Origin of the sequence: Pseudomonas sp. I3-I5 (assembly GCF_022699445.1) — a bacterium.
Lineage (GTDB): Bacteria > Pseudomonadota > Gammaproteobacteria > Pseudomonadales > Pseudomonadaceae > Aquipseudomonas > Aquipseudomonas fulva.
In genome coordinates, this window is the sequence record NZ_CP093940.1 from 4438032 (window position 1) to 4450827 (window position 12796).

At 61.9% G+C, this 12796-nt stretch carries 13 protein-coding genes; 3 read left to right on the forward strand and 10 right to left on the reverse strand.

Going from position 1 to position 12796, the window contains the following annotated elements; all coding sequences use genetic code 11:
- The first annotated feature begins 44 nt into the window (after nt 1-44).
- Entirely contained in the window at nt 45-488 is a 444-nt protein-coding gene (gene cadR, locus MOP87_RS19895) for a Cd(II)/Pb(II)-responsive transcriptional regulator (protein WP_027913469.1), read from the forward strand.
- 144 nt (nt 489-632) lie between these two features.
- Here the strand turns inward: cadR and MOP87_RS19900 are convergent, their stop codons facing one another.
- From MOP87_RS19900 to MOP87_RS19910, 3 genes are read right to left on the reverse strand one after another with little or no spacing between them, the layout of a single operon-like run.
- Nucleotides 633-1604 (reverse strand): thymidylate synthase, encoded by a 972-nt coding sequence (locus MOP87_RS19900; RefSeq protein WP_242809917.1) that lies wholly within the window; start codon nt 1602-1604, stop codon nt 633-635.
- A gap of 50 nt (nt 1605-1654) precedes the next feature.
- Nucleotides 1655-2461 (reverse strand): prolipoprotein diacylglyceryl transferase, encoded by an 807-nt coding sequence (lgt, locus tag MOP87_RS19905; RefSeq protein ID WP_242809918.1) that lies wholly within the window; start codon nt 2459-2461, stop codon nt 1655-1657.
- Nucleotides 2462-2477: 16 nt separating this feature from the next.
- Nucleotides 2478-3260, reverse strand: coding sequence for a sulfite exporter TauE/SafE family protein (locus tag MOP87_RS19910; RefSeq protein WP_028686735.1), 783 nt, complete (start codon nt 3258-3260; stop codon nt 2478-2480).
- Between the two features lie 127 nt (nt 3261-3387).
- Here MOP87_RS19910 and MOP87_RS19915 point away from each other — a divergent pair, with 127 nt between their 5' ends.
- Complete coding sequence (locus MOP87_RS19915; RefSeq protein WP_028686736.1) at nt 3388-4134, forward strand: NRDE family protein; 747 nt, start codon at nt 3388-3390, stop codon at nt 4132-4134.
- Between the two features lie 57 nt (nt 4135-4191).
- Here the strand turns inward: MOP87_RS19915 and ptsP are convergent, their stop codons facing one another.
- The 4 genes from ptsP to ilvA all read right to left on the reverse strand — a co-directional run bounded on the left by ptsP (nt 4192) and on the right by ilvA (nt 9177).
- Entirely contained in the window at nt 4192-6471 is a 2280-nt protein-coding gene (gene ptsP, locus MOP87_RS19920; RefSeq protein WP_027913464.1) for a phosphoenolpyruvate--protein phosphotransferase, read from the reverse strand.
- Nucleotides 6472-6493: 22 nt separating this feature from the next.
- Nucleotides 6494-6973 (reverse strand): RNA pyrophosphohydrolase, encoded by a 480-nt coding sequence (locus MOP87_RS19925; protein ID WP_023532670.1) that lies wholly within the window; start codon nt 6971-6973, stop codon nt 6494-6496.
- A gap of 150 nt (nt 6974-7123) precedes the next feature.
- On the reverse strand, nt 7124-7549 hold the full coding sequence (locus tag MOP87_RS19930; protein WP_128610038.1) for a DUF2269 family protein: 426 nt from the start codon (nt 7547-7549) through the stop codon (nt 7124-7126).
- A 113-nt stretch (nt 7550-7662) separates the two neighbouring features.
- Nucleotides 7663-9177 carry a threonine ammonia-lyase, biosynthetic gene (ilvA, locus tag MOP87_RS19935; RefSeq protein WP_197874171.1) on the reverse strand — a complete coding sequence of 505 codons (1515 nt, stop codon included), beginning with the start codon at nt 9175-9177 and terminating at the stop codon, nt 7663-7665.
- Nucleotides 9178-9310: 133 nt separating this feature from the next.
- On the opposite strand from ilvA, the gene rpiA reads away from it, so the two are divergent.
- Entirely contained in the window at nt 9311-9985 is a 675-nt protein-coding gene (rpiA, locus tag MOP87_RS19940) for a ribose-5-phosphate isomerase RpiA (protein WP_023532306.1), read from the forward strand.
- A gap of 63 nt (nt 9986-10048) precedes the next feature.
- On the opposite strand, the gene MOP87_RS19945 is transcribed toward rpiA, so the two are convergent.
- From MOP87_RS19945 to MOP87_RS19955, 3 genes are all read right to left on the reverse strand, one after another.
- A complete protein-coding gene (locus tag MOP87_RS19945) occupies nt 10049-10951 on the reverse strand; it encodes an SdiA-regulated domain-containing protein (RefSeq protein ID WP_197874170.1) in 903 nt (300 codons plus the stop codon).
- Nucleotides 10952-11037: 86 nt separating this feature from the next.
- The gene (locus MOP87_RS19950) at nt 11038-11952 is read right to left on the reverse strand and encodes an SdiA-regulated domain-containing protein (protein ID WP_242809919.1); all 915 of its coding nucleotides are present in this window, start codon (nt 11950-11952) and stop codon (nt 11038-11040) included.
- A 162-nt stretch (nt 11953-12114) separates the two neighbouring features.
- Nucleotides 12115-12780: a fumarylacetoacetate hydrolase family protein gene (locus tag MOP87_RS19955; protein ID WP_027913459.1), complete on the reverse strand. Its 666-nt coding sequence runs from the start codon at nt 12778-12780 to the stop codon at nt 12115-12117.
- Nucleotides 12781-12796: the final 16 nt, after the last annotated feature.

Below are 12796 nucleotides of genomic sequence, written 5' to 3' on the forward strand. Positions count from 1 at the left end.
CCTGTAGCCACTATAGGGTCAAGCGAATGCCAGGAGTTTCCAACATGAAGATCGGCGACCTTGCCAAGGCGACAGACTGCGCTGTCGAGACCATTCGTTATTACGAACGCGAGAAGCTTCTGCCAGAGCCTGCGCGCAGCGAGGGCAACTACCGGATGTATACGCAAGCGCATGTCGAGCGCCTGACATTCATCCGCAACTGCCGCACGCTGGACATGACGCTGGATGAAATCCGCAGCCTGCTGCAGCTGCGTGACAGCCCCCAGGCCTCGTGCGGCAGCGTGAATGCCTTGATCGACGAGCATATCGAGCACGTCCAGGCCCGGCTCGATGGATTGGTGGCGTTACAGGCGCAACTGATGGATTTGCGAAGACGGTGTAGCGAAGAAGGCGCGCAATGCGCGATTTTGCAGCAGCTGGAAACCAACGGCGCGGTGACGGTGCCGGATATCGAGCATTCACATGTTGGACGTAGCCATGGGCATTAGTGGGCGTGACCAGCCTGTCGGTCACCCTGCCAGAACAACTGTCTTGCGCCGCATCTGAAGGCTAGCGAATTTCGGGGCGGCCTTGCCGGGGCGCCGGCAAGACCGCTCCCGGGATCGTTCACCGGGGGTATGAAGGCGCCACCTTCAAACCGCCATCGGAGCCGTCATCGGGGCATGATGTTCATACCCTTCGAGCCAGAAATCACTCGGCTCGATCTGTTCAAGCCACTGCGGCTCGTACTTGCCCGTCTTGGCGAACGCCGGCACCCGATCGCTGATCACCAGCTTCGGCGCTTCCAGCGGCTCGCGCTTGAGCTGCTCGTTGAGCATGTCCAGATGGTTCTCGTACACATGGGCATCGCCGATGAAATAGGTGAACCAGCGCGGGGTATAGCCGGTCAGCCGACCGAACAGCGCCAGCAATGCCGCCCCTTCGGTGAGGTTGAATGGCGTACCCAGGCCAAGATCGTTGGAACGGATATAAAGCGTCAGCGAGAGCTCGCGCGTTGTCACATTGGGGTGGAACTGGTACAGCAGATGGCAAGGCGGCAAGGCCATTTCATCGAGCTGGGCGCAGTTCCAGCCATGGAACAGGATGCGCCGGCTGCCAGGGTCGTTTGCGATGGTGTCCAGGCACTGACGGACCTGATCGATGGCTTTGTACAGGATGACAAACGCCACGCCATCCTCTTCATCCTGGGCAATCTGACGGAACCCGGCCTTCTCCGCCATCTCGATCGCGGCTCGATTGCTCAGGGGGATGCGCTTGTAGCCCGGCCACTGCCGCCACTGGACCCCGTAGATCTCGCCCAGGTCGTCATGGCCCTGGCGGAACGGGTTGGCCAACCACTGGGCGTTTTCGTTGGCGTTCTGGTCCCAGACCTTGCAACCCAACTCACGGAATTGGCCTGCATTGCGAACCCCGCGCAGGAAACCTACCATTTCGCCGATCGCCGACTTGAACGCCAGCTTGCGCGTGGTGATGGCGGGGAACCCCTTCTGCAGGTCGAAGCGCAGCATCGCCCCTGGCAGGCTGATGGTGCGGATGCCGGTACGGTTTTCCTGCAACGTGCCGTTTTCGATAACGTCGCGGACCAGGTCCAGATACTGTTTCATGGCTTACCTGTAGCTAGACGGCAGGGGGATCTCCCCTGCCGGGAGAGTGATCAGGCGGGTGTCGCCGTAGGCTTGCGATTATAAGCCCACCAGATGAGCGCAAGGCCAGCCACGATCATGGGGATGCACAGAATCTGACCCATGGTCAGCCATCCCCAGGCCAGGTAACCGAGCTGGGCATCCGGAACTCTCACGAACTCGACGATGAAACGGAAAATACCGTAGAACAACGCGAACATTCCGGAAACGGCCATGGTGGGCCGAGGTTTGCGCGAGTACAGCCAGAGAATCACGAACAGCGCCACGCCTTCGAGGGCGAACTGATACAGCTGCGAAGGGTGGCGCGGCAACTGGGCCGGGTCGCTGAACGGTGGGAAGACCATCCCCCATGGCACATCGGTCGGCTTGCCCCACAGCTCGGCATTGATGAAATTGCCGATACGCCCGGCACCCAGGCCGATCGGCACCAGCGGGGCGACGAAGTCCATGAGTTCGAAGAACGACTTGTTGTGGCGCTTGCCGAACCACAATGCAGCGAGCATCACGCCAATGAAACCGCCGTGGAACGACATGCCGCCTTTCCAGACCTCGAAGATCAGCGTCGGGTTGGCCAGGTATGCGTGCAGGTCGTAGAACAGCACATAGCCCAGCCGCCCTCCCACGATCACCCCCATCGACAGCCAGAAGACCAGGTCGGAGAGCTTTTCGCGGCTCCAGGTAGGGTCGAACCGGTTGAGGCGGCGGGTGGCCAGCAACCAGGCCCCGCCAATGCCGATCAGGTACATCAGGCCGTACCAATGGATTTTCAGCGGTCCGATGGCCAGTGCCACGGGGTCTATCTGCGGGTAAGGCAGCATTTAACATCCTCTCGATTCAAATCAGAAAGCTCAGGCCTACACAGAACAACAGGGCCGCAAACAGGCGCTTCAACAGGCGCGGTGACAGTCTGTGAGCCAACCGCGCCCCGTAACGTGCGAAAAACATGCTGGTCACGGCGATGCCGACCATCGCCGGCAGGTAGACGTAACCCACGCTGTGCGGCGGCAACTGGGGTTCATGCCAGCCCAGCACCATGAACCCCACTGCACTGGCGATCGCAATGGGCAGGCCACACGCTGACGACGTCGCCACGGCCTGCTGCATGGGCAGGCTGCGCCAGGTCAGGAAGGGCACGGTCAGCGAGCCGCCGCCGATGCCAAAAATGGCCGAGGCCCAGCCGATCACGCCCCCCGCTGCCACCCGTGCAGCCTTGCCGGGCACACCGCGGCTGGCCTTGGGCTTGAGGTCCAGTGCCATCTGCGCGGCAATCACCAAGGCAAAGACGCCGATGATCTTCTGCAGCATGGGCCCCTGGATCAGCGACGCCGTCTTGGCCCCGACACCGGCACCCAGCAGGATCCCCAGGGTCATCCAGGCAAAGATCGGCCATTGCACCGCGCCTTTGCGGTGATGCTCGAGCACGGCGTTGATGGAGGTGAAGACGATGGAGGCCAGGGAGGTGCCTACCGCAAGGTGCGTCAACACCGAAGCGTCAAAACCCTGCAACGTGAAGCTGACCACGAGCACAGGCACGATGATGATGCCCCCGCCCACGCCAAACAGGCCAGCCAGCACCCCTGCACATGCACCCAAGACCAGATAGAGCACGAATTCCATTCGGCTTCCCCGAAAAATCAATCCGGCATGGTAACGGAAGCTGGGTTCGCGGCTCTAGTGAAGTCTGTGTCAGGTTGGATCTGCCGCGCTGCCTGGGTACAGTGGAAGAAAACACAGGACCGGAAAAATGTGCCTGATCGTGTTCGCCTGGCGGCCAGGGCATGCCCTGCCGTTGATCGTGGCAGCCAACCGTGATGAATTCTATGCCCGCCCTACCCTGGCGTTGGCACCGTGGGAAGACGCACCGCAGGTGTACGCGGGCAGAGACCTGGAGGCTGGCGGGACTTGGCTGGGAGTCGGCCCACAGGGAAGGTTCGCCGCGTTGACCAATATCCGTGACCCCAGACAGCCACTGGGATCGCATTCGCGTGGCGAGTTGGTGGCCGCTTTTCTGAAGGGTGAGCAAACCGTAGAAACTTATCTGAATCAGGTGGCAAGCCGAGCCGACCAGTATTCAGGCTTCAACCTGCTCATTGGCGATCAGCATGCTCTGGGGTACGTCAATGCCAGGGAAGCAGTGCCACGTCTGCTTGAGGCGGGCGTGTACGGGCTTTCCAATGCGCAGCTTGATACCCCGTGGCCGAAGCTGGTCAAGGCGCGCAGCCGCCTGGCGGAGTTGTTGGAAAAACCAGCCCCTGACCGACTATTGGGACTGTTGGCAGATGACGAGCCTGTGGTCGACGCCCTGTTGCCGGAAACAGGCGTGGGCCTGGCCACCGAGAAACTGTTGTCGAGCGCGTTCATCGCCAGTCAGCACTACGGCACACGCGCCAGTACCGTGCTGATTGTCGATAATCGAGGCCAAAGGCAGTTCATCGAACGCAGCTTCGGCCCGTTCGGATCCCTTCTCGGGGAGGTGAAACTCTCGGTTTGATCACCCAGGCCGACCTTGTATGCAGGTCAACTCACTAGGCGCCGGTACACATGGCGCTCAGAGCGGCTTGTTGGCCCCGGGCCCGATCATTCGTGCAAGCCCCAGGTTCTTCAGCGCCAGCTGCAGCGAGCTGTGGATGACCTGCGGGTTGTCATGGCTCAGCGCCTCTTGCAGCAGCTCTTTAGCCTTGCTCATGTTCACCTGGCGCAGCATCCACTTCACCTTCGGCAGGTTGGTGGCGTTCATCGACAGGCTGTCGAAGCCCATGGCCATGAGCAGGATGGCAGCTGCCGGGTCGCCCGCCATTTCGCCGCAGATACTTACCGGTTTGCCTTCGGCATGAGCATCGCGGACCACGGTGTTGACCGCCTGCAGCACGGCTGGATGCAGGTAATCGTAGAGGTCGGCTACCCGAGGATTGTTACGGTCCACAGCCAGCAGGTACTGGGTCAGGTCATTGGACCCCACTGACAGGAAGTCCACCTGTCGCGCCAGTTCACGGGTCTGGTACACCGCGGCCGGGATTTCCACCATCACGCCCACCGGCGGCATCGGTACATCGGTGCCTTCGTCGCGCACCTCGCCCCAGGCACGGTGAATCAGGTGCAGCGCTTCCTCGAGTTCTTGAACGCCGGAAATCATCGGCAGCAGAATCCGCAGGTTGTTCAAGCCTTCGCTGGCTTTGAGCATGGCCCGCGTCTGCACCAGGAAAATCTCGGGATGATCGAGCGTGACGCGAATGCCACGCCAGCCCAGGAAGGGGTTTTCTTCCTTGATCGGAAAGTAGGACAGTGCCTTGTCGCCGCCGATGTCCAGCGTGCGCATGGTCACGGGCAGTGGATGGAAAGCCGCCAGCTGTTCGCGGTAAATCGCCAACTGCTCTTTTTCGCTGGGGAAGCGCTGGTTGATCATGAACGGCACTTCGGTGCGGTACAGGCCTACCCCTTCGGCGCCACGCTGCTGGGCGCGAGCGACATCGGCCAGTAGGCCGGTATTGACCCACAGCGGCATGCGGTGCCCGTCAGGGGTCACGCAGGGCAGCTCGCGCAAGGCGTCCAGGCCCTGTGCCAGCTGGCGCTCTTCCTCGACCACGTCGCTGTACTGTTTGCGCAGCACATCGCTTGGGTTGGTAAAGACCTCCCCTTTGTAGCCATCGACGATCAGCTCGATGCCATCGACCTTCGAATAAGGCAGGTCGACCAGGCCCATCACGGTCGGAATGCCCATGGCGCGGGCCAGAATGGCCACGTGCGAGTTGCCCGAGCCCAATACCGAGACCAGGCCCACCAGCTTGCCTTCGGGCACTTCGCCCAGCATGGCCGGGGTCAGCTCTTCGCTGACCAGAATGGTGTTGTCGGCATACACCAGCGACTGCGAGCGGGCCTGTTGCAGGTAGGCGAGCAAGCGTCGGCCCAGGTCCTTGACGTCGGAGGCCCGCTCGCGTAGGTAATCGTCGTCCATCAGTTCGAAGCGGTTGACGTGCTCGCCCACCACCTGGCGCAGGGCACCCTGCGCCCATTGGCCGGTCTTGATGACCTCCCGCACCTCGCCGCCCAGGGCAGCGTCCTCGAGCATCATCAGGTAGACATCGAACAACGCCCGCTCTTCGGGGCGCAGTTGGGTGGCCAGCTTGGCCGACAGCTTGCGCATGTCGGCGCGCACACCTTCGAGGGCCGCATGGAACAGGTGCAGTTCGGCGTCGATGTCCTCGACCGTCTTGTCCGGGACCACTTCCAGGTCGGCCGGTGGCAGCATCACCACCGCCCGCCCTACGGCAGCACCAGGCGAGCCAGGCACACCAACGAACCGCGCCTCCTGAATACCCTTGCCCTGGCGACCCAGGCCGCGAATCGAGCCAGTGGCCTCGGCATGGGCGATCACCCCCGCCAATTGCGCACTCATGGTCACCAGGAAGGCCTCTTCGCCTTCGTCGAACTGGCGACGCTCGCGCTGCTGAATGACCAGGACCCCCACCACGCGGCGGTGGTGGATGATCGGGGCGCCCAGGAAGGAAGCGAAGCGTTCCTCGCCGGTCTCGGCGAAGTACCTGTAACGCGGGTGTGCGGCGGCATCTTCGAGGTTCAGGGGTTCTTCGCGGGTGCCCACCAGCCCGACCAGGCCTTCGTTGGGGGCCATGCTGACCTTGCCGATCGAACGCTTGTTCAACCCCTCGGTGGCCATCAATACGAACCGGTTGGTTTCCGGGTCCAGCAGGTAGACCGAACAGACCTGGCTGGCCATGGCCTCTTTGACACGCAAGACAATGATCCCCAACGCCGACTTGAGATCTTTGGCGGAGTTTACTTCCTGGACGATCTTGCGCAGCGTATTGAGCATGGCTCGGGGTCGAACTCCGTCGTCAGTCGCGCGTCAGAAGACGCGGTGCTAGCTCTTTCAGGGCGCGCCGATAGACCTCGCGCTTGAATGTCACAACCTGGCCCAGCGGGTACCAGTAGCTCACCCAGCGCCAGCCATCGAACTCCGGCTTGCCGGTCAGGTCCATACGCACCCGTTGTTCATTGCTGATCAGACGCAGCAGGAACCACTTCTGTTTCTGGCCGATGCACAACGGTTGGCTGTGGGTGCGCACCAGTCGCTGGGGTAAACGATAACGCAACCAACCACGGGTGCAGGCAAGAATTTCCACATCATCGCGTTCAAGGCCAACTTCTTCGTTCAGCTCGCGGTACAGGGCGTCTTCTGGCGTCTCGTCAGGGTTGATACCGCCCTGTGGAAATTGCCAGGCATCCTGGTTGATCCGTCGAGCCCATAGCACCTGCCCGGCATCATTCGTGAGAATGATCCCGACATTGGGGCGAAAACCATCCGGGTCGATCACGGCAGCAACCTCGCAAACGCATGTCACCGCATTGTTCCACAAAGCCTGCGAGCGCAGCAACGCGCCTGCGGTGCTTATATACCGTCAGCGCTATGCAAGTCTGTGAACCAGGCTTTGCCGACAGGCAATCGGTGGATACCTTGGCGAGGATCAGACGGGCTTGGCGCCCATCAATCCGGCGATGGACAGCAGGCACACGGCACTGAACACGGCCAACGCCAGTGTTAGCCGAGCACCCTGTGCAGGTGTCCTGCGCAGCCGATTCAGGCGCACCACAAGCCATACCCAGGCCAACGCGCCCACGGTATACAGCGCACTCGACGCCAGTAGCCAGGTCTGACCCAGCGGCCAACCCACCAGGTGCACCAGCCACCAACCGGTGAACGGCATGCTGATCAGGCTGATACCCATCACCAACCAGACGAAGACCAGAGGCCGCTGCATCAACCTGTCATACACCGTCCCGCCACCCTGTCGGCGGGCGCGCATCGTCCAGATCGCCAAGCCCAGAGCACCCAGCAACAACAATGCGGTGCCGATCACGTGCAAGGCTTTGAGGGTGTTGAGGTGTTCCATGTCACTCGTCCTGGGCTGGTTGCGTTACAGGGGGCTGCGAGCGAGCAAGGCCGCCAGGCTGCGCCGCCTGTTCACTGCGAAGCGGCGCGCCCCGTGGGTAAGAGCTTAGCCGTTCAGCCAAGGAACAACGTGTAGGCCGGGTTCTGGGTTTCATCCCAGTAGGGGTAGCCAATCTGCGCCAGCGCGGCCGGCACCAGGTGGCGCTCGTCCTCAGGGACCTGCAGCCCCGCCACCACACGGCCATCTGCCGCGCCATGGTTACGGTAGTGGAACATCGAGATGTTCCAGCGCCCGCCCAGCTTGTCGAGGAAGTTAAACAGTGCCCCTGGCCGCTCGGGGAATTCGAAACGCAGCACCATTTCATCGCTCGCCCCGGCCGAGTGCCCGCCCACCATGTGGCGAATGTGCAATTTGGCCAGCTCATTGTCGGTAAGGTCCGTGACCGGGAAGCCCTGGTCGATCAACTGCTGCACCAATGCCGCGCGGGGGTCGTTTTCCGGATGGGTCTGCACGCCCACGAAGATGTGCGCTTCATCGGAGGTGTGTTTGCGGTAGTTGAATTCGGTGATCTGGCGCTTGCCCACCGCTTCGCAGAAGGCCTTGAAGCTACCGGGGCGCTCCGGGATGGTGACCGCGATGATAGCTTCGCGCTTTTCACCCAGCTCTGCCCGCTCCGCGACATGGCGCAGGCGGTCGAAATTGACGTTCGCCCCGGAATCGATGGCGACGAGGGTCTGGCCGCTGACCCCGTACATCTCCACGTAACGCTTGATACCCGCCACCCCCAGTGCCCCCGCAGGCTCGGTGATCGAACGGGTATCGTCGTAGATGTCCTTGATCGCCGCGCAGATTTCGTCGGTGCTGACGGTGATGACTTCGTCCACGTACTGGCGGCAGATGTCGAAGGTATGCTGGCCAACCTGGGCCACCGCCACGCCGTCGGCAAACAACCCTACCTGCGGCAGCACCACCCGCTCACCAGCGGCCATGGCGGCCTGCAGGCAATTGGAATCGTCCGGTTCAACGCCAATCACCTTGATTTCCGGGCGCAGGTACTTCACGTAGGCGGCGATGCCGGCGATCAGACCGCCGCCGCCGACCGGCACGAAAATGGCGTCCAGCCGACCAGGGTGCTGGCGCAGGATTTCCATGGCCACGGTGCCCTGGCCCGCGATGGTGTGCGGATCATCGTAGGGATGGATGTAGACGAAGCCTTTTTCATCGACCAGTTTCAGCGAATACGCCAATGCCTCGGGGAACGAGTCACCGTGAAGGACCACTTTGCCGCCGCGCGAGCGCACACCTTCGATCTTGATTTCAGGTGTGGTCTTGGGCATCACGATGGTGGCCTTGATGCCCATTTCCCGCGCAGCAAGGGCCAGCCCCTGGGCATGGTTGCCTGCCGACGCGGTGACCACACCGCGAGCCAGCTCTTCTGCGGTCAACTGCGCCAGCTTGTTGTAGGCCCCGCGGATCTTGAACGAGAACACCGGCTGCAGGTCCTCGCGCTTGAGCAGAATCTGGTTGCCCAGGCGTTTGCTCAACTGCCCGGCGCTGTGCAAGGGGGTTTCGACGGCAACGTCATAGACGCGCGAGGTGAGGATCTTCTTGACGTACTGTTCGAGCATCGGGAAAGCATCACTGGCCGCGGGACAAGGGCTCGGAGTCTACCCCAGCGTTATGTCGGACGACCACAGCCAAGCCGCGCTTGCCGTTATACTGGTCGCCTTTACATCCGCCCTGCCCCCTCTCGGAGCCCGCATGACCCAGGACCAACTCAAACAGGCCGTTGCCCAGGCTGCCGTCGACTTCATTCTGCCCAAGCTCGATGACAAAAGCGTCGTTGGCGTTGGCACCGGTTCGACCGCCAATTTCTTCATCGACGCCCTGGCGCAGCACAAGACGGCCTTCGACGGCGCGGTCGCCAGCTCCGAAGCCACGGCCCAGCGTCTCAAGGGGCATGGCATCCCGGTCTACGAGCTCAACAGCGTCAGCGAGCTGGAGTTCTATGTGGACGGCGCCGATGAAAGCGACGAGCACCTGAACCTGATCAAGGGGGGTGGCGCGGCCCTGACTCGGGAAAAGATCGTTGCCGCCGTGGCCAAGACGTTCATCTGCATCGCCGATGGCAGCAAGCTGGTACCGGTTCTGGGCAACTTCCCGTTGCCGGTGGAGGTGATCCCGATGGCGCGCAGCCACGTCGCTCGCCAGTTGGTCAAGCTGGGCGGTGACCCGGTCTACCGTGAGGGCGTGGTCACGGACAACGGCAACGTGATCCTCGACGTGTATAACCTGCAGATCACCAACCCGGTGGAGCTGGAAGCCCAGATCAATGCCATCGTGGGCGTGGTCACCAATGGCCTGTTCGCCGCACGGCCTGCCGACCTGCTGCTGTTGGGCACTGCCGACGGCGTGAAGAGCCTGAAGGCCGAGTAACCATACAAGCCGGCATGCCCGGGTACGGTTGCGCCGTCCGGGGCTTGCCGAGCGCCGATATGGTCATGGCGCCGGCTGCTTGAATACGTAGAACAGGTTCGGCTCACTGACCATGTAAATGGTCCCGGTCTCGTCCATCGCAATGCCCTCCGCCTGCGGGACTGTCGCTTTGAGCCCCTGGAACCCCTTGCGCAATGACAAGGTGCTCAGTGGCCGCCCTTGCACATCCAGCTCCAGGACCAGGCGTGATTCATCCGACAGCGCCAGCAGGTGCCCACTGCGCTCGTCGAACTGCAGGCTCGACAGGTCGCGCACGAACAGGCGCGAATCGCGCTTTCGGTCCTGGACAACGTTCACGGCATAGGGTTGTTGCGGATCGTCATGAGGAAACCCGTGCACTTCATAGATGAGCATCGGGTCGCGCTCCTTGGCCACGAACAGCCGCTTGCCCACCGAGTCGAAGGCCAGCCCCTCGAAACCCTTGTTACCGTTGAGGCCGATGCCCAAGGTCAATTGCTCGGCCTGGGTAGCGTCCAGGGACAAGGTGTCCTCGGTGAGCCGCACACGGATCAGCCGCTGCTGGCGCTCGTCGGTAATCACGTAGCTGTTGGGACCGATGTACTCCACCGCCTCGGGATCACCGAAACCGTGCAACGCGATGCGCCGCAGGATTCGCCCGTCCAGCGACAGCTCGATCAGCTCCGAGCGGGCGTTGGTCACGGTGAACAGGCTCTTGCGGTCAGGGTCGTAGGTCAGCGCCGAGACATCGTCATCCAGCCCTTCGATCGGCCGCCCCTCGACCACCACCTGATAGCGATTCAAGCCAATGCTTTGCTCCGCCGGCTGCCACCACGTGGTGAGGTTGAACCAGGCACGTTCGAACAGACGAAATTCCTGCCCGACCCAGCCCAGCAACAGCAGGCCTAGAACGACAGGAACCAGTGACAGACGCAGATAACGGTGCATGAAGGCAGACTCGACGGAGGATGGCGAATCTAACCACAAACAACTGAAATAAAGCTTAATGCCATCATTTTAATAGCAAGAAAAACCTAGCCTTTGGTAAAGCGGTAGAACAATGCCGGTTCGCTGACTATGTACAGGGTGCCCTGGTCATCCATTGCCACACCTTCGGCCCGAGGGATGGTGTGCTGCAGGCCATTGAAGCCCCCCAGCAACGTCATGAAGCTGACCTGCTCACCCTGCTCGTCCAGTTCCAGCAGCATGTTGGAGTCGGCAGACAGCGCCAGCAGGTGCCCCGTTCGCGGGTCAATACCCAACGCCGACAGGTTTCGCAGGTCGAGCGAATCACTGGGCAGCGGCGTTTTCTCGCCCGTCACTTGGCCTTGCCCATTGGACTTCCATTCGTAAAGGCGCGGCGGCCGCTCCTCGCCGATGACCAGCCGCTGCTTCGACGCATCCCACACCACGGCCTCATAGCCCTTGTTTCCGTTTGGCGACTCCCCTAGGTCGTGGCTGGGGAAGTCCGCATGGTTGAGCACGGTAGTGGTGGCATCGACTTTCACCACCGTCAGGTCATGCAGCCGCTCGTCCGTGATTGCCAGGTAGCCGCCGTCCATGACCGTGACGCCTTCCGGGTTTGCCCAGCCATTAAGGGGAATGTTGCGCAGTACGTCGCCGTCCAGGTTCAGCTCGGTGAGGAAGGGTTGCTTGCCCATGACGGCGAATAGCGTACGCGTACTGGGGTTGTACGCGAGGTCCGATGCCTCGTAGTCGGCCATTGCCGGCAAGGGCTTGGCATCGATATCCACCGTGTAGTCCGGCAGCCACACGCTTTCACTGCGCTCGGCCGTGCTTTCGAAACCTTCCTTGATCCACAACGCTGCCCGATTGTCCCAATGCATGGCGAAGGCCACGCCATAGGTAATCACCACGCCCACGGCCAAGCCGAACGGCCAGCGCAGGTAGAACGGGCGCTTGAAGGAGGCAGGGGCGTTTGATTGCATCGAGGCGTCCTGGGGAAAGAAGCAAAGGTCTGCGCATTATCCAGAAGACGTGTGAAAAAACAGTCAACCCGCCCGGGCATTCGCAGATGACGCGGAGGTGGGCCGCCTGACCGCTGCCGTGGCCAAGGCGGATCATCCGCGAAAAGCCGAGTGGGTAGCGGCTTAGAGCACCCGGCTCTCGAAGCGGCTAATCCCTGGCAGCTCCAGAACCACGTCATCGCCCACGTTGAAGGGGCCTACGCCTGCTGGGGTGCCGGTCAGGATGACGTCGCCGGCCTGCAGCGAAAACTGCGCAGCCATGTGCTGGATCATCGGCACGATCGGGTTGAGCATCATTGCACTGGAGCCGTCCTGGCGGACTTCGCCGTTTACCGTCAGGCGCACCGGGATGGCCGTGATGTCTTCGAAGCTGGCGGCAGACACGAAGGGCGGCAACACGCAGGCGCCGTCGAAACACTTGGCCAACTCCCAAGGCAAGCCCTTTTCCTTGAGCTTGGCCTGCACGTCCCGCAGGGTCAGGTCCAAGGCCGGCGCGAAGCCGGAAATGGCATCGAGCACCTCTTCCTGGCTCGGCCGCGTGGACAGTGACTTGCCCAGCAATACCGCGATTTCCACCTCGTAATGCACCGACCCTCGGTCGGCAGGAATCTTGAACCCGCCCTCGGCCGGCACCACGCAACTGCCCGGTTTGATGAACAGGAGGGGTTCGGTCGGAATGGGATTGTCCAGCTCCTTGGCATGTTCGGCGTAGTTACGCCCGATGCATACCACCTTGCCCAGTGGAAAATGAATGCGCGTGCCGTCTGCATACTGGTGCTGGTAGTTCATGGCCACTCCTCTGGAT

Coding starts and splice junctions, on each gene's coding strand:
- cadR (WP_027913469.1), top strand. CDS start 45: ATGAAGATCGGCGACCTTGCCAAGGCGACAGACTGCGCTGTCGAGACC.
- MOP87_RS19900 (WP_242809917.1), bottom strand. CDS start 1,604: ATGAAACAGTATCTGGACCTGGTCCGCGACGTTATCGAAAACGGCACG.
- lgt (WP_242809918.1), bottom strand. CDS start 2,461: ATGCTGCCTTACCCGCAGATAGACCCCGTGGCACTGGCCATCGGACCG.
- MOP87_RS19910 (WP_028686735.1), bottom strand. CDS start 3,260: ATGGAATTCGTGCTCTATCTGGTCTTGGGTGCATGTGCAGGGGTGCTG.
- MOP87_RS19915 (WP_028686736.1), top strand. CDS start 3,388: ATGTGCCTGATCGTGTTCGCCTGGCGGCCAGGGCATGCCCTGCCGTTG.
- ptsP (WP_027913464.1), bottom strand. CDS start 6,471: ATGCTCAATACGCTGCGCAAGATCGTCCAGGAAGTAAACTCCGCCAAA.
- MOP87_RS19930 (WP_128610038.1), bottom strand. CDS start 7,549: ATGGAACACCTCAACACCCTCAAAGCCTTGCACGTGATCGGCACCGCA.
- ilvA (WP_197874171.1), bottom strand. CDS start 9,177: ATGCTCGAACAGTACGTCAAGAAGATCCTCACCTCGCGCGTCTATGAC.
- rpiA (WP_023532306.1), top strand. CDS start 9,311: ATGACCCAGGACCAACTCAAACAGGCCGTTGCCCAGGCTGCCGTCGAC.
- MOP87_RS19945 (WP_197874170.1), bottom strand. CDS start 10,951: ATGCACCGTTATCTGCGTCTGTCACTGGTTCCTGTCGTTCTAGGCCTG.
- MOP87_RS19950 (WP_242809919.1), bottom strand. CDS start 11,952: ATGCAATCAAACGCCCCTGCCTCCTTCAAGCGCCCGTTCTACCTGCGC.
- MOP87_RS19955 (WP_027913459.1), bottom strand. CDS start 12,780: ATGAACTACCAGCACCAGTATGCAGACGGCACGCGCATTCATTTTCCA.